General features: G+C 71.0%; 20 protein-coding genes and 2 riboswitches. Of the genes, 11 read left to right on the top strand and 9 right to left on the bottom strand.

Going from position 1 to position 21388, the window contains the following annotated elements; genetic code table 11:
* Nucleotides 1-94: 94 nt before the first annotated feature.
* Nucleotides 95-733 carry a TetR/AcrR family transcriptional regulator gene (locus ACIP6U_RS01540; protein WP_401711293.1) on the bottom strand — a complete coding sequence of 213 codons (639 nt, stop codon included), beginning with the start codon at nt 731-733 and terminating at the stop codon, nt 95-97.
* 193 nt (nt 734-926) lie between these two features.
* Here ACIP6U_RS01540 and ACIP6U_RS01545 point away from each other — a divergent pair, with 193 nt between their 5' ends.
* The 3 genes from ACIP6U_RS01545 (at nt 927) to ACIP6U_RS01555 (ending at nt 3244) form a co-directional block, all read left to right on the top strand.
* Entirely contained in the window at nt 927-1718 is a 792-nt protein-coding gene (locus ACIP6U_RS01545) for an SAM-dependent methyltransferase (RefSeq protein ID WP_401711295.1), read from the top strand.
* A 121-nt stretch (nt 1719-1839) separates the two neighbouring features.
* Nucleotides 1840-2706, top strand: a complete 867-nt coding sequence (locus ACIP6U_RS01550) for a helix-turn-helix domain-containing protein (protein ID WP_401711297.1) — start codon at nt 1840-1842, stop codon at nt 2704-2706.
* Nucleotides 2707-2764: 58 nt separating this feature from the next.
* A complete protein-coding gene (locus ACIP6U_RS01555; protein ID WP_401711299.1) occupies nt 2765-3244 on the top strand; it encodes a VOC family protein in 480 nt (159 codons plus the stop codon).
* Nucleotides 3245-3346: 102 nt separating this feature from the next.
* Here ACIP6U_RS01555 and ACIP6U_RS01560 read toward each other — a convergent pair whose 3' ends face one another.
* Nucleotides 3347-3859, bottom strand: a complete 513-nt coding sequence (locus ACIP6U_RS01560; protein ID WP_401711301.1) for a PaaI family thioesterase — start codon at nt 3857-3859, stop codon at nt 3347-3349.
* 92 nt (nt 3860-3951) lie between these two features.
* Here ACIP6U_RS01560 and ACIP6U_RS01565 point away from each other — a divergent pair, with 92 nt between their 5' ends.
* Nucleotides 3952-4437: a winged helix-turn-helix transcriptional regulator gene (locus ACIP6U_RS01565; RefSeq protein WP_401711303.1), complete on the top strand. Its 486-nt coding sequence runs from the start codon at nt 3952-3954 to the stop codon at nt 4435-4437.
* Nucleotides 4438-4553: 116 nt separating this feature from the next.
* A complete protein-coding gene (locus ACIP6U_RS01570) occupies nt 4554-5216 on the top strand; it encodes a universal stress protein (protein WP_401711305.1) in 663 nt (220 codons plus the stop codon).
* Between the two features lie 52 nt (nt 5217-5268).
* Here ACIP6U_RS01570 and ACIP6U_RS01575 read toward each other — a convergent pair whose 3' ends face one another.
* The gene (locus ACIP6U_RS01575) at nt 5269-6345 is read right to left on the bottom strand and encodes an enoyl-CoA hydratase/isomerase family protein (protein WP_401712870.1); all 1077 of its coding nucleotides are present in this window, start codon (nt 6343-6345) and stop codon (nt 5269-5271) included.
* A gap of 236 nt (nt 6346-6581) precedes the next feature.
* On the opposite strand from ACIP6U_RS01575, the gene helR reads away from it, so the two are divergent.
* From helR to ACIP6U_RS01590, 3 genes are all read left to right on the top strand, one after another.
* On the top strand, nt 6582-8750 hold the full coding sequence (gene helR / locus ACIP6U_RS01580; RefSeq protein ID WP_401711307.1) for an RNA polymerase recycling motor ATPase HelR: 2169 nt from the start codon (nt 6582-6584) through the stop codon (nt 8748-8750).
* Between the two features lie 91 nt (nt 8751-8841).
* Nucleotides 8842-9066, top strand: a riboswitch (cobalamin riboswitch).
* Between the two features lie 171 nt (nt 9067-9237).
* Nucleotides 9238-11556, top strand: coding sequence for a 5-methyltetrahydropteroyltriglutamate--homocysteine S-methyltransferase (gene metE / locus ACIP6U_RS01585; RefSeq protein WP_401711309.1), 2319 nt, complete (start codon nt 9238-9240; stop codon nt 11554-11556).
* A gap of 128 nt (nt 11557-11684) precedes the next feature.
* On the top strand, nt 11685-12293 hold the full coding sequence (locus ACIP6U_RS01590) for a histidine phosphatase family protein (protein WP_401711311.1): 609 nt from the start codon (nt 11685-11687) through the stop codon (nt 12291-12293).
* A gap of 90 nt (nt 12294-12383) precedes the next feature.
* Here ACIP6U_RS01590 and ACIP6U_RS01595 read toward each other — a convergent pair whose 3' ends face one another.
* The 6 genes from ACIP6U_RS01595 to ACIP6U_RS01620 all read right to left on the bottom strand — a co-directional run bounded on the left by ACIP6U_RS01595 (nt 12384) and on the right by ACIP6U_RS01620 (nt 17815).
* Complete coding sequence (locus ACIP6U_RS01595) at nt 12384-13136, bottom strand: CbtA family protein (RefSeq protein ID WP_401711313.1); 753 nt, start codon at nt 13134-13136, stop codon at nt 12384-12386.
* 22 nt (nt 13137-13158) lie between these two features.
* Nucleotides 13159-13380, bottom strand: coding sequence for a CbtB-domain containing protein (locus ACIP6U_RS01600; RefSeq protein ID WP_401711315.1), 222 nt, complete (start codon nt 13378-13380; stop codon nt 13159-13161).
* Nucleotides 13381-13415: 35 nt separating this feature from the next.
* A riboswitch (cobalamin riboswitch) is annotated at nt 13416-13565 on the bottom strand.
* 129 nt (nt 13566-13694) lie between these two features.
* Nucleotides 13695-14621 carry a LacI family DNA-binding transcriptional regulator gene (locus tag ACIP6U_RS01605; protein ID WP_401711317.1) on the bottom strand — a complete coding sequence of 309 codons (927 nt, stop codon included), beginning with the start codon at nt 14619-14621 and terminating at the stop codon, nt 13695-13697.
* 46 nt (nt 14622-14667) lie between these two features.
* Nucleotides 14668-15573 (bottom strand): formyltetrahydrofolate deformylase, encoded by a 906-nt coding sequence (gene purU, locus ACIP6U_RS01610; protein ID WP_401711319.1) that lies wholly within the window; start codon nt 15571-15573, stop codon nt 14668-14670.
* Nucleotides 15570-16442: a methylenetetrahydrofolate reductase gene (locus ACIP6U_RS01615; RefSeq protein WP_401711323.1), complete on the bottom strand. Its 873-nt coding sequence runs from the start codon at nt 16440-16442 to the stop codon at nt 15570-15572. The genes purU and ACIP6U_RS01615 overlap by 4 nt, the downstream gene beginning before the upstream one ends.
* A gap of 29 nt (nt 16443-16471) precedes the next feature.
* Nucleotides 16472-17815 carry an aminomethyl transferase family protein gene (locus tag ACIP6U_RS01620; protein ID WP_401711325.1) on the bottom strand — a complete coding sequence of 448 codons (1344 nt, stop codon included), beginning with the start codon at nt 17813-17815 and terminating at the stop codon, nt 16472-16474.
* A 381-nt stretch (nt 17816-18196) separates the two neighbouring features.
* Here ACIP6U_RS01620 and ACIP6U_RS01625 point away from each other — a divergent pair, with 381 nt between their 5' ends.
* The 3 genes from ACIP6U_RS01625 (at nt 18197) to ACIP6U_RS01635 (ending at nt 21308) form a co-directional block, all read left to right on the top strand.
* Nucleotides 18197-19444 carry an extracellular solute-binding protein gene (locus ACIP6U_RS01625; RefSeq protein ID WP_401711327.1) on the top strand — a complete coding sequence of 416 codons (1248 nt, stop codon included), beginning with the start codon at nt 18197-18199 and terminating at the stop codon, nt 19442-19444.
* 92 nt (nt 19445-19536) lie between these two features.
* Nucleotides 19537-20388 carry a carbohydrate ABC transporter permease gene (locus tag ACIP6U_RS01630; protein WP_401711330.1) on the top strand — a complete coding sequence of 284 codons (852 nt, stop codon included), beginning with the start codon at nt 19537-19539 and terminating at the stop codon, nt 20386-20388.
* Nucleotides 20385-21308, top strand: coding sequence for a carbohydrate ABC transporter permease (locus tag ACIP6U_RS01635; RefSeq protein WP_401711332.1), 924 nt, complete (start codon nt 20385-20387; stop codon nt 21306-21308). Before ACIP6U_RS01630 ends, ACIP6U_RS01635 begins: the two co-directional genes overlap by 4 nt.
* Nucleotides 21309-21388: the final 80 nt, after the last annotated feature.

The raw sequence follows: 21388 nt of genomic DNA on the forward strand, positions 1-21388 counted from the left end.
CCACCAGTCTCATCGGCCGGTCAGCCGGTCTCGTCAGCCGGTCAGCCGGTCGGCTGGTCTCGTCAGGCGATACGAGGGCGAAGTCGCCGCGCGTTCAGTCCGCCACCGGCGGCAGGCTCGCCGCGACCTCCCCGACCACGACGGCCGCCCGCTCCTCGGGAACACCCGCCGCGATGAGGGCGGCGATCGCGGTCCGGCTCCCGTCGTCCTCCAGCGTGCCGGAGTTGACCGACTCCAGCAGCGCGACCGTCAGCGCCTCGAGGCCGGCGCTCAGCGCGGCGGCCGGCAGCCGGGTGTGGAACACGCCCTCGCGCTGCCCGCGCTCGAGGATGGCGGTGGCCGCGGCCCGGGCGGGCGCGAGGATCTCGGTCACGCGCTCGGGACCCAGGTCGCGCCGGGTCAGGCCGAGCAGCATCCGGTATCGGTCGCCGACCGGCCAGAGGGAGAACATGAAGTACGCGAACGCCCGCTCGGCCGGTTCCCCGGGCCGCGCCCCGCGTTCCAGGGCCTCCCGCAGCACCTCGGAACCCTCCTCGGCGAGCGCCTCCAGCAGGACCGCGCGGCCCGGGAAGTGACCGAACAGCGTGCGCCGTACGACACCGGAGGCGCGCGCCAGTTCCTCCAGGGTGATGTCCGGATTCCGTCCGAGCTCCTGACGGGCCGTGGCCAGGATGCGCGCCCGGTTGGACCGCGAGTTGCGGCGCTGTGGTTCACGGGCGGCGGGCTTGGACACGGAGGAACCTCGGTGGGTCGGTGCGGGGCACGCCGGCGGGGGCGTGACCCTGCGACGGCGGCTGCGGGACCTGCACATTTTGCCATGGTTCAGCGGCTCGCCCGTGGACGTGCGGCGCGCGGTGGTGCCCGTCCGGCTTGACTGATCATGCCGTGGACGATGAGGTGGCAACAGGCCAACTGCAGGAGTTCTCATGCCACTTGACACCGCGCTCTTCAACAACGGCGTCCCGCACTCCGCCCGGATATGGAACTACTGGCTGGGCGGCAAGGACTGCTACGAGATCGACCGCCAGGTCGGTGACCAGATCGTCGAGGCGAACCCGCAGATCCTCGACATCGCCCGGGCCCAACGGGCGTTCCTCGTCCGCACGGTGGAGTACCTCGTGCGCGAGGCCGGTATCCGCCAGTTCCTCGACGTCGGCACGGGCCTGCCCACCGCGAACAACACGCACGAGGTGGCGCAGGGGATCGCGCCGGAGACCCGGATCGTCTACGTAGACAACGACCCGATCGTGCTGGCCCACGCCGAGGCGCTGCTCACCAGCTCGCCCGAGGGCAGGACGGACTACATAGACGCCGATCTGCACGATCCGGAGACCATCCTCCAGGGCGCGGCCAAGACGCTGGACTTCACGCGCCCCGTCGCCCTCGTGCTGCTGGGGATCACGGCCCATGTGGTCGACGACTCGGCGTACGACCTGGTCGGGCGCCTGGTCGCGGCGCTGCCGTCCGGGAGTTTCCTGGTGCTGTGCGACGACACCGAGGTCCTCGACCCCGAGGGCATGCGCACCATGATCGAGCAGTGGAACGAGGCGGGCGACAATCCGCGGGTCAACCGCAGCCCGGAGCAGCTCGCCCGCTTCTTCGACGGCCTGGAACTGCTCGACCCCGGTGTGGTCTCGGTCTCCCGCTGGCGTCCGACGTCCCCGGACGCGGTGGTCCTGGAGGTCGACGACTTCGGAGGCGTCGCCCGCAAGCCGTAGCGGCGCTCAAGGTGCTGCCGCCCGCAACCCGCAGCGGCAGCGGCAGCGGCAGCGGCAGCGGCAGCCGAGAGCATGCCGACATGCTCCTGCGCGGTGCGGGCCCGCGCGGGACAATGGCCGCGTGGGTGCCGAGATCGTGGACGAGGTCCTGGACGAGGCCGTACGGGCGGTTCCGTCGCCGGCGCTGCGCGGGCTGGTCGGCTGGTACGCGGGCTACCGCCAGCGCGGGGTCCCGCCGACCCGGCACCGCGGGCTGCCCTCACCCTGGCTGACGTTGATCCTCACCCTCGACGACCCGCTGAGCATGGCCGCCCACCCGGACCCCGCCGCCGCTCCCGGCGACTTCGCCACACTGCTGGGCGGTCTGCATCTGACGCCCGCGCTCATCGACATCCCGGGACGCCAGTCCGGCGTCCAGATCGGGATCAGCCCCTTGGGCGCCCGGGTGCTGCTGGGGCTCCCCGCCGGGGAACTCACCGGGATCGACGTCCACGCCGACGAGGTCCTGGGCGCGGACGTCCGCGAGACCCACGACCGGCTGCGAGAGGCCACGGACTGGCCCGCCCGCTTCCGTGTGGTGGACGGCTGGCTGCTGAGTCGACTGTTCCAGCATGAGAGCGATCCGCTCGCCCGCGCCTCGACAGTCGCCGGCGCCTGGCGGCTGCTCCTGTCCACCGGCGGCCGGCTGCGCGTCGACGAGCTGGCCGCCGAGACCGGCTACAGCGACCGACATCTGCGCACCCGCTTCCGCGCCGAGATCGGCCTCACCCCCAAGGCGGCCGCCCGGGTCATCCGCTTCGACCGGGCCCGACGCCGACTGGCCGACCGCCCCGGCCGCACCGACCTCGCAGGGCTGGCCGCCGACTGCGGTTACGCGGACCAGTCGCACCTCGACCGCGAGTTCGCGGCGCTGGCCTCCTGTTCACCGAGCGTCTGGTTGGCGCAGGAGTTCCGAAACATCCAATCCGGGCACCATCCGCCCGCGTGACGCTGGGGGTGTTCCACGGATCCACGCCTCACGGCGACGCAGCGAAAGGCGGCTCACCATGCCCGGCACTCCCGATACCGCACACACGCCCAACTCCGCACGCACGCCCACCACTTCGACCGGTCCCGACTCCGGCAAGCAGCCGCCCGCCCCGCAGGTCTGGCCGAGTCTGCGTGCCCAGGACGCCCGCGCGCTGATCCGCTTCCTGGTCGACGCCTTCGGCTTCGAGGAGACCGTGGTCCACGGCGACGGCGACCTGGTCCAGCACGCCGAACTCGCCTGGCCCGAGGGCGGCGGCATCATGCTGGGCTCGGTCCGCGAGGACCAGGACCCTGCCAACTGCCCTACTCCGCCGGGCGCGTTCAGCGCCTACGTCGTCACCGCCGACCCGGACGCCGTCCATGCCCGGGCGAAGGCGGCCGGCGCCGAGATCACCACGGAACTCCAGGTCACCGACTACGGCTCCCGCGACTTCGCCGCACGCGACCCCGAGGGCAACCGCTGGTACTTCGGCACGTATCGCGGCGAGCCGCGCTGAAGCGGAACGTGCGGGTGAAGTGACGTACGGCCGCACCGGAACGTACAGGTGAAGTGAGACGTACGGCCGCACCGGAACGTACAGCCGGATCAGCCCGTCACGTCACGCCCCGCCGCGGTCCTCCCCGACCGGCACCGGGAACAGCAGGCAGCTGCTGGTCGCGTGAGCCAGCAGGCGGTCCTTGGCATCGAGCAGGGTCGCCTCGGCCAGCGCGGTCTGGCGGCCCCGGTTGACGATCGTGCCGACGGCACGCACCCGGCCCGTGTCCACGGTGATCCGGCGCAGGAACTTCACGGTCAGATCCAGCGAGGTGTACCCCATGCCGACGGGGAGCGTGGACTGCACGGCGCAGCCCGCGGCGGAGTCGAGGAGGGTGGCGTAGACACCGCCGTGCACGCTGCCGATGGGGTTGTAGTGCTCCTCCCCCGGCAGCAGCGAGAACACGGCCCGGCCCTCGGCCACCTCGTCGAGCGTGAAGTCCAGCGTCGCCGAGACGGGCGGCGCCGGCAGCCGGCCCTCCTGCACGGCACGCAGGAGGTCCAGGCCGGAACCGTGCCCGACCGCCGCCGCCGTGATCGCGGGGTCCTCCCACTCGTACGTACGTGTACGTCCCATGTCGTGCCGCCTCCCAGCTGACTTCGTCATTCGAAGCTAGCGGGACCGTCAGCTGACTGTCAATGTCGAAGTCAGGCATCTACGATGGCGGAATGGAGTGGCTCGACGTCAGTACCGAGAACTGTCCCGTCCAGCGCACGCTCGACCTGGTCGGCGAGAAATGGACGCTGCTCGTGCTGCGCGACGCGGCGATCGGCGTCCGCAGGTTCGAGGAGTTCCGCCGGCACATGGGGTTGTCGGAGGCGGTCCTCAGCGACCGGCTGCGCAAGCTCACCGCGGCCGGGATCCTGCGGACCGTCCCCTATCAGGAGCCGGGCAGCCGGGCCCGCAACGAGTACCGGCTGACCCGCAAGGGCTGGGACCTCTGGCCGGTCCTGGTCGCCCTGCGCCAGTGGGGCGACACCCACGACCCGGACCCCGCGGGTCCCGTCCTGGACATGCGGCACACCGACTGCGGGGGGCCGGTACGCGTCGTCGTCGAGTGCGCCGACGAGCATGTCCCGCTCACGCCGAGGGACGTGACCGCGCGGCCGGGGCCCGGCGCGCGACCGTATCGGAGCTCGGTCGGGTCGGAGTGAGACACGGACGTTGACCGTTCGGCCTCTGTCCGCGAGGGCGAGGGCGAGGCAGGCTGGTGCACAGGGGATGTGACGTCCCCCTTGTGCGCCAGTCTGTGCCAGAGAGGCGAACGGCCATGGAGCAAGTGATCGTCGCGCGTACCGACCGATCGACGGGCAGCCGGGACGCGGTCGAATGGGCCAGCCGTGAGGCACTGCTGCGCGGCCTGCCCCTGTGCGTGCTGCACGATCCCCAACCGGACCCGGCCGAGGCCAAGTTGGTCGTGCTCGGCCTGCCCCGGGCAGCCTCGCAACCGCCCCTTCCGGCGAGCGTCCGCACCTCGATCACTCCGGTGGTCCTGGTACCGGAGGACGACGGCCAGACCTTCGGCCGCCCGTCGGGCGTCGTCCTCGGGATCGACGCCCACGACCCCGCGAGCGCGGCGATCGACTTCGCCTTCGACAGCGCACGGCTGCGCGGGACGCGCCTGCATGCCGTCCACGCCTGGCAACTCCCCCCGAGCGCGGCCGAGTTCCCGTTCGCCGTTCCGGAACAGGACCGGGCCACATGGGAGGACCACGAAGTCCAGCTCCTGACGGACGCGTTGCGCCCCTGGCGGAGCAAGTACCCGGAGGTTCCCGTACTTGAGGACGTCGTCCTGTTTCCGCCCGCCGAAGCACTGCTCCACCATTCGACGAACGCGGCGCTGGTCGTGGTGGGGGCGGGCGGCGAGTGGGGGGACGTGATCAGGGCGCTGCTGCGCGACACGTTGTGCCCGGTCGCGGTGGTCCGCCGGTAGCCGGTGCGGTCCAGGCCGCCCGCGCCTCCCCCGGGACGCGTCCGGTACGCGGCTAGGCCAGCCCCAGTTCCCGGTCGCCCAGCGGCTCGAAGAAGCGCTCCACGTCGGCGTCGCTCACCTTGGCGAGGGTGGCCGGGGACCAGTGCGGGTTGCGGTCCTTGTCGATGACCTGGGCCCGGATGCCCTCCACCAGGTCGGGGGCGGTGAGGGCCGCGCAGGAGACGCGGTACTCCTGGTCCAACACCCGTTCCAGGGAGTCGAGTCGCCGGGCTCGGCGCATGGCGGAGAGGGTGACCTTGAGGGCGGTGGGCGACTTGGTGAGCAGGGTCTCCGCCGTCTCCTTCGCGGCCGGGTCGCCGTGCGCGAGGAGCCGGTCGATGATCTCCTCCACCGTGTCGGCCGCGTAGCAGGAGTCGATCCACTCCCGGCGACCCGCCAACTCCCCCTCCGGGGACGGGAGTACATGCCGGTCCAGCGCTTCACGGACGGGCAGGTCGGCGAGATCCCCGACGAAGCCCGGGAGCGAGTCGGAGGGCAGGTAATGATCCGCCAGCCCGCACAACAGGGCTTCTCCTGCCCCGACTTGCGCGCCCGTCAAGGCCAGGTGGGTGCCCAGCTCGCCCGGGACACGGGAGAGGAGATACGTGCCGCCCACGTCCGGCACGAACCCGATGCCCGTCTCCGGCATGGCCACCCGTGAGCGCTCGGTGACGACGCGGACACTCCCGTGTGCGGAGACACCGACCCCGCCGCCCATCACGATGCCGTCCATGACAGCGACGTACGGCTTGGCGTAACGCGCGATACGGGCGTTCAGGTGGTACTCGTCCCGCCAGAAGGCGGCCGACGCGGTGCCGTCGCCGTCGCGGGCGTCGTCGTGGACGACCCGGATGTCACCGCCCGCGCACAGGCCTCGCTCGCCCGCACCCGTGACGACGACGGTCTCGACGGAGGGGTCGGCCTCCCAGGCGGTCAGGGCCTCGTCCATGCGGCGGACCATCGCGTGATCCAGGGCGTTGATGGCCCTCGGGCGGTTGAGGGTGAGGTGCGCGGCCCGGCCGGCGGTGGTCAACAGCACGGATTCGCGCATGGTCTCCTTGGTTCCTTCCAGAAGCCGCTGGACCCGCAGGTCACGGACGATCTTCTGGACACCGTACGCGGAGACGGACAACACAAAGGCAGGGAGGTTCCAGCACTCCCTGCCACTAACAACCTATAGCGCACGGGGGGCCTTGCGGCAAGGCCCCCTTCGTGGCGCACAATCACCGATCTGGGCCAAAAGGTGCCCATAGCCGCGTGAACCGCATGGGCCCGTCGAGCCGACGCCCAGCCACACCCCGCATTCGGAGCCTCGGAGCCAACGACGTGAACCCCCTCACCACCAGCGCGTTCGACCTTCCCGATCGCCTCTCCGCGAAAGCCGACCCGGCCCTGATCTCCGGCGACGAGAAGCACTTCGTGGCCATCGCGGAGTGCCTGGAGGAGTCGATCGCGGAGCTGACCGAGCGCCTCGACACCGCGCGCAAGGCACCCGGCGGCCTCGGCCGGGAGGCCATGGACCGGGACACCGAGGTCCACCAGGTGACCGCCCGCCTGCGCACCCTGCGCCGCTTCGGCCTGGATCTGTGCCTGGGGCACATGGTCCTCGCGGACGGCTCCGAGCCCGTCTACGTCGGTCGCCTCGGCCTCACGGACAGCACGGGCCGTCGGCTGCTGCTCGACTGGCGCTCCCCGGCGGCAGAGCCGTTCTTCGGCGCCACCCACGCCAACCCGATGGGTCTGGCGAGCCGCCGCAGGTACCGCTGGACGGAGGGCCGGATCGGCGACTATTGGGACGAGGTGTTCACTGCGGACGGATTCGCCGGGCATGCCGCGCTCGACGACCAGTCCGCGTTCATCGCCAGTCTCGGCAGCAACCGGTCGGCGCGGATGCGGGACGTGCTCGGCACCATCCAGGCCGACCAGGACGCCATCATCCGCGCGGGATCCCGCGGCACGCTCGTCGTGGACGGCGGTCCGGGTACGGGCAAGACCGTCGTCGCCCTGCACCGGTCCGCCTACCTCCTCTACTCCGACCCCCGGCTCGGGCACCGCAGGGGCGGCGTCCTGTTCGTGGGTCCGCACCGGCCCTACCTGGACTACGTCTCCGACGTCCTGCCCAGCCTCGGCGAGGAGGGCGTGCAGACCTGCATCCTGCGGGACCTGGTCGCCGAGGGAGCGGCGGCGCAGGAGGAGAGCGACCCCGAGGTGGCCGCCCTCAAGTCGTCCGCGGACCTGGTGAAGGCGATCGAGAGGGCCGTCAGGTTCTACGAGGAGCCGCCCGCCAAGGGGATGACGGTCACCACGCACTGGTCGGACATCCCGCTGAGCGCCGACGACTGGGCCGTGGCGTTCGACGCGGCGGAACCCGGCACCCCGCACAACGAGGCGCGCGAGCAGGTCTGGGAGGAGCTGCTCACCCTCCTGATGGAGAAGCACGAGGGGGACGCCCCGACCACCCTGCTGCGCAAGTCGCTGCTGCAGAACCGGGCGCTGCTGACCGCCTTCAACCGCGCGTGGCCGCTGCTCGAAGCGGACGACCTGGTCGGCGATCTGTGGACGGTCCCCGCCTATCTGCGGATGTGTGCTCCCTGGCTGGACCGCGACGACGTGCAGAAGCTGCAGCGCGCGGAGGCCCAGGCCTGGACGGTGTCCGACCTCCCCTTCCTGGACGCGGCACGGCAGCGGCTCGGCGACCCGGAGGCGGCGCGGCGCGAGCGCCGGCACAAGGCCGTCCTCGCCGCGCAACGCGAGCGCATGACCCAGGTCGTCGACAACTTGATCGAGGCGGTGTCCACCTCGGGCGACGACGGTGACGAGGGCATCGGCCTGGTGAAGATGTTGCGCGGGGAGGACGCTCAGGTCAGCCTGGTCGACGAGGCCGAACTGACCACCGTCGACCCGGACCTGCTGGCCGGACCGTTCGCGCACGTCGTCGTGGACGAGGCGCAGGAACTGACCGACGCGCAGTGGCAGATGCTGCTGTTGCGGTGTCCGTCCCGGAGCTTCACCGTCGTCGGCGACCGCGCCCAGGCCCGGCACGGGTTCACGGAATCCTGGCAGGAACGGCTCGAACGCGTCGGGCTCAACCGGATCGACGTGGCCTCGCTGAGCATCAACTACCGCACGCCGGAAGAGGTCATGGCGGAGGCCGAGCCGGTCATCCGGGCCGCGCTCCCGGACGCCAACGTGCCGACCTCCATCCGCAGCAGCGGTATCCCCGTCGTCCACGGCTCCGCCTCGGATCTGCCCTCGGTCCTCGACACCTGGCTCGCCGCACACGACGACGGGATCGCCTGCGTCATCGGCGATCCCACGTTCCGGGCGACGTCCCGAGTCCGCTCACTCACCCCGGAACTGTCGAAGGGACTCGAGTTCGACCTGGTCGTCCTCGTCGACCCGGAGAAGTTCGGCGAGGGCATCGAGGGAGCGGTCGACCACTATGTGGCGATGACCCGGGCGACCCAGCAGCTCGTCGTCCTCACGAGCACCTGACGCCTGCCGCCTGCCGCCGCACAGGGAGGCCGATGGGACATCTCGCATCCGCATGATGGACCCGTCGCTCCCCTCCGACGCGCCACCCCGTAGGCTGGCCGGTGCAGCTGGTTCGCCCCGTCCGCCAGGCGGGATGCGTCGCAAGAGGGAACCCGGTGGGAATCCGGGACTGCCCCGCAGCGGTGAGCGGGAACGACCGCCGTCATACGCACTGGGCCCACGGAGGGCTTGGGAAGCGACGGCCAGTAGGAGTCCGCCGGGAGACCGGAGGACGTGCCCGCGAGTCCGAAGACCTGCCACCTGCCCGCGTACGGCCGAATCGTGCGCGGACATCCCGGTGACCTCGTGGGCGGGTCGGCGTACATACCAGGCGGACGACCGCGCAGTTCCACTGCCGCGCGGGGTCGTGCCCGCCCGGTTCCGTCACCCTTCGCGCTCGCGTCCCGTCGCCGGGATCTCAGGGATCCATCTCGCGAAGGAGATCTCCGTGACCACCAAGACCGCAGCCGCGGCAGCGCGGGCCACCGTGTACGGCTACCCCCGCCAGGGCCCGGACCGCGAACTCAAGAAGGCCATCGAGGGCTACTGGAAGGGCCGCGTCAGCGCCGACGCCCTGCGCGCCACGGCCGCAGAGTTGCGTGCCACCAACTGGCGGGAGCTGGCGAAGGCCGGCGTCGACGAGGTGCCGACCGGCGACTTCTCGTACTACGACCACGTCCTCGACACCACCGTCATGGTCGGCGCCGTCCCCGCCCGTCACCGCGCGGCCGTCGAAGCGGACGCGCTCGACGGCTACTTCGCCATGGCCCGCGGCACCCAGGACGTGGCGCCGCTGGAGATGACCAAGTGGTTCGACACGAACTACCACTACCTGGTACCGGAGTTGGGGCCCGACACGGTCTTCGCCGCCGACTCGACCAAGCAGGTCGCGGAGTTGGCGGAGGCCCTGGCCCTCGGGCTGAACGCCCGTCCGGTGCTGGTCGGCCCGATCACGTACCTCCTGCTGGCCAAGCCCGCCCCGGGCGTACCGGCGGACTTCGACCCGCTCACCCTGCTCGACCGACTGCTGCCGGTGTACGCCGAGGTCCTCGCCGACCTGCGGGCGGCGGGCGCCGAGTGGGTGCAGCTGGACGAGCCCGCCCTGATCCAGGACCGCACCCCGGCCGAGCTGAACGCCGCCACGCGCGCCTACCGTGACCTCGGTGGCCTCACCGACCGGCCGAAGCTCCTGGTCGCCTCGTACTTCGACCGGCTCGGCGACGCGCTGCCGGTGCTGGCCAAGGCGCCGGTCGAGGGGCTCGCCCTGGACTTCACCGAGGCCGCCGCGGCCAACCTCGACGCGCTGGCCGCCGTGGGCGGACTGCCCGGCAAGCGACTGGTCGCGGGGGTCGTCAACGGCCGCAACATCTGGGTCAACGACCTCACCAAGTCCCTTGCCACACTTGGCACGTTGCTCGGACTCGCCGACCGGGTCGACGTGGCCGCGTCCTGCTCACTCCTCCATGTCCCGCTGGACGCAGCCGCCGAGCGGGACATCGAGCCGCAGATCCTGCGCTGGCTCGCGTTCGCCAAGCAGAAGACGGCCGAGATCGTCACCCTCGCCAAGGGCCTCGCCCAGGGCACCGACACGATCGCCGCCGAACTCGCCGTCAACCGTGCCAACTTGGCCTCGCGTGCGGGCTCGCCGATCACGCACGATCCGGCGGTACGGGCCCGCGCCGCCGCCGTCACGGAGGCCGACGCCCGCCGCTCCCAGCCGTACGCCGAGCGCGCCGCGGCCCAGCGTGCCCACCTCGGTCTGCCGCTGCTGCCGACCACCACGATCGGCTCCTTCCCGCAGACCGGTGAACTGCGCACCGCCCGCGCCGACTTGCGGGCGGGCCGGATCGACACGGCCGGCTACGAGGAGCGCATCAGGGCCGAGATCCAGGAGGTGATCTCCTTCCAGGAGAAGACCGGTCTGGACGTCCTGGTGCACGGCGAGGCCGAACGCAACGACATGGTCCAGTACTTCGCCGAGCAGCTGACGGGCTACCTGGCCACGCAGCACGGCTGGGTGCAGTCCTACGGCACCCGTTACGTCCGGCCGCCGATCCTGGCCGGCGACATCTCCCGCCCCGAGCCGATGACCGTGCGCTGGACGACGTACGCCCAGTCCCTCACCTCGCGTCCGGTCAAGGGCATGCTCACCGGGCCTGTCACCATGCTCGCCTGGTCCTTCGTCCGGGACGACCAGCCGCTCGGCGACACCGCCCGCCAGGTCGCGCTCGCCCTGCGCGAGGAGGTCGACGACCTTGAGGCGGCCGGGACTTCGGTGATCCAGGTCGACGAGCCCGCCCTGCGCGAGACGCTCCCGCTGCGCACCGCCGACCGCGCCGCGTATCTGGCGTGGGCGACCGAGGCGTTCCGGCTCAGCACGGGCGGGGTGCGGCCGGACACGCAGATCCACACGCACATGTGCTACGCCGAGTTCGGGGACATCGTGCAGGCCATCGACGATCTCGACGCGGACGTCATCAGCCTGGAGGCCGCCCGCTCGCACATGCAGGTCGCGCGCGAACTCGCCGCCCACGGCTATCCGCGCGAGGCGGGACCCGGCGTGTACGACATCCACTCGCCGCGCGTCCCGAGCACGGAGGAGGCCGCCGACCTGCTGCGCACCGGGCTCAAGGCCATCCCCGTCGAGCGGCTGTGGGTCAACCCCGACTGCGGCCTGAAGACCCGCGGTTGGCCCGAGACCCGGGCCTCGCTGGAGAACCTGGTCGCCGCCGCCCGCACGGTCCGTGAGGAACTGTCCGGGGCCTGATGCCGGGATCCGTCGGCCGGGGAGGGCAGTTGGAGAACCCTCCCCGGTCGGTGCACGTACGGGCCGTGTCCAATGGAGACCCGTACACCGGACCCGTACACCGTGAACCGCATCAGGAGGAGCCGCCCGTGACCAGCCGTGTCACCTTCATCTCGCCCGCGATGAGCACCTCGCTGCGCCAGGCGCGCTTCGACGACGGGGGTTCGATCGAGGCCGGCGGGGAGGCGGGAGCTCGTGCCGCGGCCGGAGCCCTGCCGTCGGCCGCACGGGTCGTCGTCTCGCCCAGCACGCGCTGCCGTCAGACGGCGACCGCGCTGGGCCTCAACGGGTCCGAGGAAGCGGCGGAGTTGGCGGGGCTGGACGTGGGGCGTTGGCGGGGGCTCACCCTCGCCGAGGTCGGCGCCGGTGAGCCCGAGGCGGTGGCCCGGTGGTTGGCCGATCCGGCGTCCGCTCCGCACGGCGGGGAGTCCGTCGAGGAGTTGTGCGCGCGGGTGGCACGGTGGCTGGAGGCGTCCCTCGCCACGGACGGCCGTACGCTCGCCGTGGTCGAACCGGACGTCGTACGGGCCGTGGTGGTGCACGCGTTGGGCGCGCCCGCGGCGGCCTTCTGGCGGCTGGACGTGCTGCCGCTGACCGCCACCACGGTCAGTGGGCGGGCCGGCCGCTGGAACGTACGGATCGGACAGCCGCTGGATACGGCCGAGGCGGCTCAAGTCCCGTCGGCCGGTGGTTCATGAGGTCGCGTCCCGGTGCCGGCGCCTAACGGACGGAAGAACGCGAGAGGGCCCCGGACGGTTCCGCGGGGCCCTCTCGTCAGGTCGGTCGTGTCAGTGGGCCGCGGGCACCGCCGTAGGCGCCGGGACCCGTGCGGGCTTCGGGTTCAGCAGCCGTTCGGCCAACTCGCCGAAGGCCAGGCCGAATCCGCCCCACAGGGTGATCTGCATGGCCAGCGCGGAGAGCCGGAAGCGCCACAGCACGGTGGCCGGGAAGTCCGCGGGGACCTCGTTGATGACCGGCAGGAACGCGTACGCCAGCCCGATCACCACGGCGAACGCGGCGAGCGCGACGACGGTCGCGTACCAGGTGCCCAGACTCGGGGCGAGCCGCTTGCCGAGGATGGTCGCGGCGACCGCGAGGAGCACGCTGAGCACCATCATCAGGAAGTACAGGGTGGTCCGCTTGCCGATGGTGTCGGGGTCGCCGACCGCCGGCGGGTTGGCCGGGTACTTCAGGAACGGGACGACGTAGACGGCCAGCAGAGCGCAGCCGGACAGCAGCAGCGCGGTCGCGCGCGGGCTGAACCTGCCGACGCGGCCGAGCGCGAAGCAGAAGCCGAGGGCGGCGATGCCGCCGAACGCGACGCCGTAGATCAGGACACCGGTGGCCAGGCCGGCGGTGGACTGCAGGGAGCGGGAGACGATCTCCATCTCGTGCTCGTGGGCGTGCGCGTCCTCGAAGGCGATCGCCTTGTCGACGTTCGGTTCACCGAGGAAGTAGGCGACGACGAGGGCGAGCGCACCGGCGGCGAGGCCGGCGAGCATGCCCCGCACGAGAAGGTTTCGCACTGTTGCGGAGTTCATGTGAGTGCTGGTTTCCCTCGGGTCAGTGGCAGGGGAAGCCGAGCAGGTGACGGGCGTCGTGCACCCACTCGTGGACGTCCGAACCGGACACGAGGGAGGTGGCGCCCTGTTCGGCGCCGACGAAGTACAGCAGGACCAGCATCAGGATGCCGAAGAAGACCGCCCAGGGGACGATCGCGCCGATCGGCAGCTTGGCGGGGAGAACGGGGGTGGTGGCTGTCGGCTGAGCGACATGCTGCGCCATGGCAGGGCCTCCTCTGGGAGTTCGCGTCCCATCTCGGTGGTGCACAGGACGACGGCTACGGGTCTGACTCGCCCCCCTCCGTTAAAGGGGTGGCACACAGTGGCGCGACCGTGCCGGACTCCCACCGGCTTCCGTTTTGGTGTCGTCGATATCAGAGTGACCGTACCGTGTGTCGCGAACATGGCCAATACCGCGCTACCTGGGGTGATGCCGGTCTCGCCCGCCGAGTGACGAGGATCATCGGCCTGGGCCGTCAAATCACCGCGTGGATACGCCGGTTCGGGCGCCCTACGCCCGGCGGTCCCGCGCGCCGGTCACACCGAGGCGCGGACCACGATCCGGCCCCGCACGGGCGTCAGGCCCTCCGAGTCGATGCCGAGGGCGGCCCGGGCGGCGAGCCGGCCGAGGGCTTCGGCGTCGATGTGGACGGTGGTGAGCGCGGGCGTGGTCAGGGAGCCGTGCTCGGTCTCGTCGAAGCCGATCACGGCCATGTCCTCGGGCACCCGAAGTCCGAGGTCGCGCAGGGCGGTCAGGGTACGCAGTGCGATGTCGTCGTCGAAGGCGGCCACGGCGGTCACGTCCGGATGGGCCGCGCGGAACGCCCCGACGGCGACCGCGCCGGCCTCTCGCGGGCGGGGGACGACGAGGCGCTCCAGGGGTGGCAGGCCAAGGCGCCGGGCGGCCTCGCGGGCGAACCCGAGGCGGGCCTCGGTGAGCGGGAAGTCGTGGTCGGGCATGGCCATGGTGATCCGGGTGTGCCCCCGTTCGGCGAGATGGCCGATCTGCAGGGCGGCGTTGGCGGCGAACCCGTTCTCCCAGTCCTCCTCGATGGGACCGTGCTCGCGCATGTAGACCTCGCCGAGTCGCAGCACGGCCCGCGGCACTATGGTGTCGAGGATCTTCTGCGTGGCCTCGGGCGCGGTGTGCCCGTGCCGCACGAGCAGGACGTGGTCGTGGGCGGCCAGCTCCTCGTCCAGGCCCAGGACATAGCTCCGGGAGAAGTTGCCCTCCAGGCCCTCGTCGACATTGAGGACGACGATGCGCGAGGACCCCTCGCGCAGTGCCCGGGCGATGCCGTGCGGGACATACCCCAACTTGTGCGCGGCGGCCAGGACCCGTTGTCTGGTCGCCCCGGAGATGGTCTGCCGGGGGTCGTCGTTCAGTACGAAGCTCACGGTCGCCCGGGAGACTCCGGACGCCTCGGCCACGTCACTCAGCGTCACCCGGCCGGAACGCCCCATGCCGGCACACTCCCGCCTCCAGAACGATTAAGCGCCGGCACTCAGCCTAGGCGAACACGATGGTGTGGTTGCCGTTCCTGACGACCCGGTCCTCGGCGTGCCACAGCACCGCCCGGGAGAGGACCGCGCGTTCCACGTCGGCGCCCCGGCGGGTCAGGTCCGTGGCGGTGTGGGCGTGGGTGACGCGGACGACGTCCTGCTCGATGATCGGGCCCTCGTCGAGGTCCTCGGTCACGTAGTGGGCGGTCGCGCCGACCAGCTTCACGCCCCGTTCCTTGGCCTTGGCGTAGGGCCCGGCGCCGATGAAGGCGGGCAGGAAGGAGTGGTGGATGTTGATGATCGGCACACCGAGCCGTTCGATGAGGTCGCCGCTGAGGATCTGCATGTAGCGGGCGAGGACGACGAAGTCGACGTTGCCCTTGAGCAGCCGCAGGTGTTCCGTCTCGGCGGCGGACTTGTCCGGCCCCTGGGAGGGCACGTGGAAGAACGGGATGCCGAAGGCGCGTACTTCCTCGGCCACATCGGGGTGGTTGGAGATCACCATCGAGACGGTGACGGGCAGTTGGCCCTGTCGGTGGCGCCAGAGCAGGTCGAGCAGGCAGTGGTCGGACTTCGACGCGAAGATCGCGACCCGCTTGGGGACCGACAGGTCGCGCAGCGTGTACGTCAGACCAAACCGTTCCACGAGGTGGGCGTCGAGGTCCGTCCGCAGGGCGGGCAACGCGGCCCGGAGGCCGTCGAGGCCGAACACCGTGCGCTGGAAGAAGGCGCCGCCCTGCGGGTTGTCGGAGTACTGGTCGAGGGCCACGATGTTGGCGCCGTGCCCGCTGAGGACCGACGTCACGGCCGCGACGATGCCGGTGGCGTCCGCGCCCTGCACGATCAACGAGGCCTGCGGCGCGGGGTTTTCCGCCGTGCCGGCGCGGGCCGGGGCGTCCTGCGTGAGGGTCATGCCGTGCTGTCCTTCCGGAAGCGGGCGGCCCAGTCGGAGGTGGCCGCGATCCCGCCGAACGTATAGAAGTGGATCTTCAACTCGCCGTGCCGGGCGGGGTCGTGGGCCGCGGCGAGGTCGCGCAGGAAGCGGTCGGGGCCGGCGGTGCCCATGAGGTTGGTCAGGGAGAACCCGTACTTCTTGACGACGGAGGCGCTGGTGCCCACGCCGAAACGGGCCGCGTAGGACAGGAGTCGGCGCGCCCCGGCGGGTCCTGGCACGCCGATCCTGATCGGGAGGTCGATGCCTCGACTCCGGACCTCCTCCACCCAGGCGAGCACCGGGTCGACGTCGAAGCCGAACTGGGTGATGATCTCGCCGTCCAGGGGGTGCGCGGCGAGGGCCTCGTGCTTGTTCCGCAGCGCGGACCACAGCGTCAGGTCGTCGATCGACGGATGGCCCTCGGGGTATCCGGTGATGCCCACGTGCCGCACGCCGTACTCCCCCAGCAGTCCTGTGTCGATGAGCGACAGCGAGTCCGCGTAGGGGCCCTCGGGGTGTGCCGGATCGCCGCCGACGAGGAACACGTTGTCGGACGTGCCGTCGGCACGCAGGCCCGCGAGGAACCGCTCGAAGTCGCCGCGGGAGCCGAGGCGGCGGGCGGATATGTGCGGTACGGGGACGAAGCCGAGCCGCTTGACCGCCCGGGCCGCGTCCAGACGCATCGGGAGGTCCTCGTTGCCGAGGAAGGTGATGTTGATGCGGGTGCCCTGGGGGATGAGGTCGCGGGCCTCTTCCAGCGCGGGGACGTCCTTGCCGGTCATCTCCAGGGAGAAGTCCTCAAGCAGCGCGGTGCCGACCGCTGTTCCTGCCGTGCTCGCGGGGTTCATCGTCGTAGGTCTCGCTCTCTGGGCCCGCGTCAGCGGTCGCGGCGGTAGAGGGTGCGCGCGTGCTCGTCGAACGGCGACGGCCGCACGGTGGCGCGGATGCGGGGGAAGCCGAGGTCGGCCTCGGGGTCGGTGCCGGGACCGGGGTGCTCGCCCCAGACCACGCTCACCTCGGTGCCGGGCACGGCGTACTCGGCGTCGATCAGGGTCTGGGCGAGGACCGCGCCCACGGGGTCGATCGACGCGCTCTGCATGGTGACGCCGACCAGTCCGGCGGCGGTCTCCACCCGGTGGCGTGCGTACGAGAGCACGAACCCGGAGTCCTGGCCCTCGCCGATCGCCGCGCGCACGTCGGCGGGGTCGAGGACGAGGGTGACCTTGGTGCGCCGCACCTCGTCCTTGGCCTTCTCCAGGGCGTCCCGGCCCACGAAGTCGTGCCGGAAGGAGATCACCTTGCCGTAGCCGAGTTCGTACGGCGACACGTAGTAGTCCTCGATGTCCTCCGAGAAGTAACTGCCGTTCAGCGGGCGCTTGCCCTCGATTCCGAACAAGGGCAGCTGCCTGCGGTATTCCAGCAGTTCGGGGTCGGTGTAGACGGCGGGCACCGGGGACGGGATCCAGCCGCTCTCCACGCTGGGGGTCGTGTACGCGAGGGCGCCGACCTGGATCAGGCCGAGCGGTTCGCCGACCGTCAGGAACCTCTCGTGCACGTGGGCCGCGTGCTCCCAGGGGCCGATGAACTCGAAGCCGGCCTGGCCCGCCATGCCGTGCCGCAGGGCGCGCAGCGGGCGCCCGTCGAGGACGACCGGGCTGGAGTGGAAGAACTTCGTCTCCGGCAGTGGGCCGCCGAAGGCCCGCTCGGCCAGCTCCACGGCCAGCGGCCCCTGGATCTGGTAGCGGAACAGCTTCGGATCACCCCCACCGGGCCGGAAGGCGGAGGAGGGGTCGGTGGCGAAACCGACGTCGTAGCCGCCCTTTTCCGCGTGGTACTGCACCCAGTGCTGGGCGGCGGGGATACCGCTGAGCAGGTACCGGTTCTCGGCCTCCCGAGCGAGGATCCCGTCGGTGACGATGTGGCCTTGACGGGTGACCGGCACGTACTGCTTGGCCTGTCCGATCGCGAACCTGGCGAAGTTGTTGACGCCGTGATCGGCCAACACCCGGGTGGCGTCGGGGCCTTCGATCGTCAGGTCGTACATGTGGTGCGAGAGGTCGAGCAGGGCCACGCCCTCGTGCCAGGCGTTCTGCTCCTGCCGCCAGCCCGCGTACTCGCGCGCGACGACCTCGGGGGTCCACGGCTCGGCGCCCGGCCGCCACAGCAGCCTGACCGGTGAGCCGGCCGAGTCGATGCCGTCCTGGAGCGAGGGCGTTGCCATGGCGGCTCCTTCGTGTCGCTGTCCGTCCCGGTGGGGGCAGCTAAATCGTTCTAGTGAAAGCTAACAGGGCCGACCTTGTCGGCGGGTGGCTCCGGGCGCGCAAGCATTGCGTGCGCCCGGCGGGCCGACCATGGTCGTTCGCTGCGTCGCGCTCCCGAAAGTCTTTCGTAACCGGGGCTTTTCTCCTCCTTGTCCCGGAGCTGACACGCATGTCAGTGTCCCGGTCCAGCAGGCAGGCTGCTGCGGCGGTGCACACGAAAGCCTTTCGCGCTGCTTTCCGTATCTGCCTTGCGCACCACATGGCATTGCGAGAGAAAGAGGCAGAGCATGCACGGGACTTCGAGAACGAGAGCTCGGCGCATAGTCGTATCCCTCACCACCGTGTCGGCCGCCGTGGCCATCGCCTCCTGCGGGACGTCCGGGCCGTCCACGACGTCGTCCTCGAAGGGCCTGACGATGTGGGCGCTCAACGACCAGACGATCCTCAAAGAGTCGGTCGACGCCTACAACAAGAAGCACCCGGACGGGAAGATCACGCTGCGGCTGTTCGCCAACGACGACTACAAGCAGAAGCTGCGCGTGGCCTTCGGCGCGAACCAGGCACCGGACATCTTCTTCAGCTGGGGCGGCGGCGCCCTGAACGACTACGTCAAGGCGGGCAAGGTCGACGCCCTGTCCGCGTCCCAGGTCGGGACGGACCGGTTCACGCCGAGCGTGATGCAGAGCGCCACCTTCGACGGCAAGGTCTACGGCGTGCCCGCCAACGGCCTGGCGCCGGTGGTCCTCTACTACAACAAGAAGGTGCTCGCCGACGCGGGCGTCCAGCCCCCGAAGACATACGACGACCTGCTCGCGGCCGTGAAGAAGCTGAAGGCGAAGAACGTCATCCCGATGTCCCTCGCGGCCAACTCCAAGTGGCCGACGCTGATGTACACGGAGTATCTGCTCGACCGGACCGGTGGCTCCGGGGTGTTCTCGAAGATCGCCGGCGGTGACGCCTCGGCGTGGAAGGACGCGTCGGTCACCAAGGCCAACCAGTACCTCCAGATGCTGTCCGAGGCGGGTGCCTTCGGCTCCAACGCCTCGTCCGTCAACTACGACCAGGGCGCCTCCACCGCGCTCGTCTACACGGGAAAGGCGGCGATGGAGGTGATGGGCACCTGGGAGTACGCCAACTTCGTCAAGGCCGCGCCGGACTTCGCGAAGAACGACCTGGGCTTCACCACGTTCCCGACCGTGCCCGACGGCAAGGGCGATCCGGCCGGCATCGTCGGCAACCCCTCCAACTTCCTGTCCCTGAACGCGGCGAGCAAGCACAAGTCGGAGGCGCTCGACTACCTCAAGGACTACGTCCTCGACGACTCCCAGGTCGACGCCTACCTGGCGGCGGGCAGCGTGCCGCCGGTCAACGGCCTCGAGTCGAAGCTGGCCGCGACCACTTCGGCCGACAAGAAGTGGCTGCGGTTCGTGTACGACCTGGTGCAGAAGTCACCGAGCTTCCAGCTGTCCTGGGACCAGGCCCTGCCGTCGGACCAGTCCGACGCGCTGCTGACCAACGTCGACAAGTCGTTCCTGCGGGAGATCGAGCCCGCGCAGTTCGGCGAGAACATGAGCAAGGCGGCGCAGTAATGACGGCAGTTGTCCCTACGTCCGGCCCTGCCGCGTCCGAGAGGGCGCGGTCGGGCGGGGCCCGGGTGGGGCGCCGCTGGAGTGGTGCCCTGATGGCCGCCCCAGCACTGGTGGTCTTCGGCCTCTTCGGTCTCGTCCCGCTGGTCGGCGTGCTGGGTCTGAGCCTCGCCGACTGGGACGGGCTGGGTTCGATCGGCTGGGCCGGCGGAGCCAACTGGAGTGCCGTGCTCACCGACGGCGCCACCTGGCAGGCGGTGTGGCTCACCGTCAAGGTGATGGTGATCAGCTGGCTGGTCCAGACGCCCGTCGCGCTGGCGCTCGGTGTGTTCCAGGCGCCGCCGGGCCGGCTGCGGTCGCTGTTCGCCGTGCTGTGGTTCCTGCCGTTGTTGCTGTCCGCCGTGGCGATCGGCCTGACCTGGCAGGCGTTGCTCGACCCGTCCTTCGGCATCGGCGCCACCCCCGGACTGCACTGGCTGGCCAGGCCGTTCCTCGGCTCGCCCGACCTCGCCCTGTACACGGTGATCTTCGTGATCGCCTGGCAGTTCGTGCCGTTCCACGCGCTGCTCTACCAGGCCGGGCTGCGCCAGATCCCCGTCTCGCTGTACGAGGCCGCGGCCATCGACGGGGCCGGCCCCCGGGTGCGCTTCCTGCGGATCACGCTGCCGCAGCTGAAGTACACCTTCGTCACCTCCAGCACGCTCATGCTCGTCGGCTCCCTGACCTACTTCGACCTGATCTTCGTGCTGTCCGGTGGCACGGGCGGACCGGGCACCGCCACCCGGGTGCTGCCGCTGGCCATGTACATCACCGGCTTCCAGGCGCACGACATGGGCCGGGCCAGCGCCGTCGCCACGCTTCTGGTGGTGACGGGTCTGGGTCTCTCGCTGCTCACCACCCGCCTGTCGGGCTTCACGAAGATGGACAGTCAGCAGGAGGGCATGTGAGCACCACCGTGACCAAGACCCGTGCGCGCGTCGACCGCGACGCCGCCGTCCGACGCCCGGCGGCGCCACCACCGGTGGCCGCCCGGCCGCGCTCGGCCGTCGCCGTCGTGCGCCGCGTGATGAGCGGCGGTGCCACGCTCCTGTGGACCGCGCTGGTCGTCGTACCGATCTACTGGCTGGTCGTGACCAGCCTGCGCGGCCGTACGGACTTCACCTCCGCCAGTCCGCTGGCGCCGCCCGGGCAGCCGACGCTGGCGAACTACCGGTCCGTGCTGGCCGGCGACTTCACCACCTATCTGCTCAACAGCGTCGTCGTGACCGTGGCCACGGTCGCGCTCACCGTCGTCGCCGCCCTGATGGCCTCGTTCGCGATCGTCCGGCACGGCGACAGCCGCTGGTCCCGTGTCACCTTCCGGCTGTTCCTGCTCGGCCTGGCCATCCCGCTGCAGGCGGTGATCATCCCCGTGTACCTGCTGATCATCCGTTTGCAGTTGTACGACAGCCTGTTCGCGATCGTGCTGCCCTCGGTGGCGTTCGCCCTGCCGATCACCGTGATGATCATGGTGAGCTTCCTGCGGGACGTACCGCGTTCGCTGTTCGAGGCGATGGTCGTGGACGGGGCGAGCGACTGGCGGATGCTGTGGTCGCTGGCGGCGCCGCTGGCCCGCCCGGCGCTGGTGACGGTCGCCGTGTACGACGGCCTCCAGGTGTGGAACGGGTTCCTCTTCCCGCTGATCCTCACCCAGAGCGGCGACAAGGCGGTGCTTCCGCTGGCGCTGACGCTCTACAAGGGGCAGTTCGGCATCAACATCCCGGCCACGATGGCCGCGGTGGTGCTCTCCACCCTGCCGATGCTGGTGGTCTTCGTACTCGCCCGCCGCCAGCTCGTCGCCGGTCTCACCGCCGGTTTCTCCAAGTAGCCCCCACCACCGGGCAGTTCACCCCGAACGACGGCCGGGCCCCGCGCCCGGCCCCGTCGGCGTGCCCGCGCAACACCGAG

Origin of the sequence: Streptomyces sp. NPDC088794, assembly GCF_044750545.1 — a bacterium.
GTDB lineage: Bacteria > Actinomycetota > Actinomycetes > Streptomycetales > Streptomycetaceae > Streptomyces.

What these genes read in the sequence shown, in the direction of transcription:
- ACIP6U_RS01570 (WP_401711305.1), top strand. Translation starts at nt 4,554, where the DNA reads ATGGAGCAAGTGATCGTCGCGCGTACCGACCGATCGACGGGCAGCCGG.
- ACIP6U_RS01620 (WP_401711325.1), bottom strand. Translation starts at nt 17,815, where the DNA reads ATGGCAACGCCCTCGCTCCAGGACGGCATCGACTCGGCCGGCTCACCG.
- purU (WP_401711319.1), bottom strand. Translation starts at nt 15,573, where the DNA reads ATGACCCTCACGCAGGACGCCCCGGCCCGCGCCGGCACGGCGGAAAAC.
- ACIP6U_RS01605 (WP_401711317.1), bottom strand. Translation starts at nt 14,621, where the DNA reads ATGGGGCGTTCCGGCCGGGTGACGCTGAGTGACGTGGCCGAGGCGTCC.
- ACIP6U_RS01600 (WP_401711315.1), bottom strand. Translation starts at nt 13,380, where the DNA reads ATGGCGCAGCATGTCGCTCAGCCGACAGCCACCACCCCCGTTCTCCCC.
- ACIP6U_RS01560 (WP_401711301.1), bottom strand. Translation starts at nt 3,859, where the DNA reads ATGGGACGTACACGTACGTACGAGTGGGAGGACCCCGCGATCACGGCG.
- ACIP6U_RS01615 (WP_401711323.1), bottom strand. Translation starts at nt 16,442, where the DNA reads ATGAACCCCGCGAGCACGGCAGGAACAGCGGTCGGCACCGCGCTGCTT.
- ACIP6U_RS01565 (WP_401711303.1), top strand. Translation starts at nt 3,952, where the DNA reads ATGGAGTGGCTCGACGTCAGTACCGAGAACTGTCCCGTCCAGCGCACG.
- ACIP6U_RS01555 (WP_401711299.1), top strand. Translation starts at nt 2,765, where the DNA reads ATGCCCGGCACTCCCGATACCGCACACACGCCCAACTCCGCACGCACG.
- ACIP6U_RS01595 (WP_401711313.1), bottom strand. Translation starts at nt 13,136, where the DNA reads ATGAACTCCGCAACAGTGCGAAACCTTCTCGTGCGGGGCATGCTCGCC.
- ACIP6U_RS01630 (WP_401711330.1), top strand. Translation starts at nt 19,537, where the DNA reads ATGGCCGCCCCAGCACTGGTGGTCTTCGGCCTCTTCGGTCTCGTCCCG.
- ACIP6U_RS01545 (WP_401711295.1), top strand. Translation starts at nt 927, where the DNA reads ATGCCACTTGACACCGCGCTCTTCAACAACGGCGTCCCGCACTCCGCC.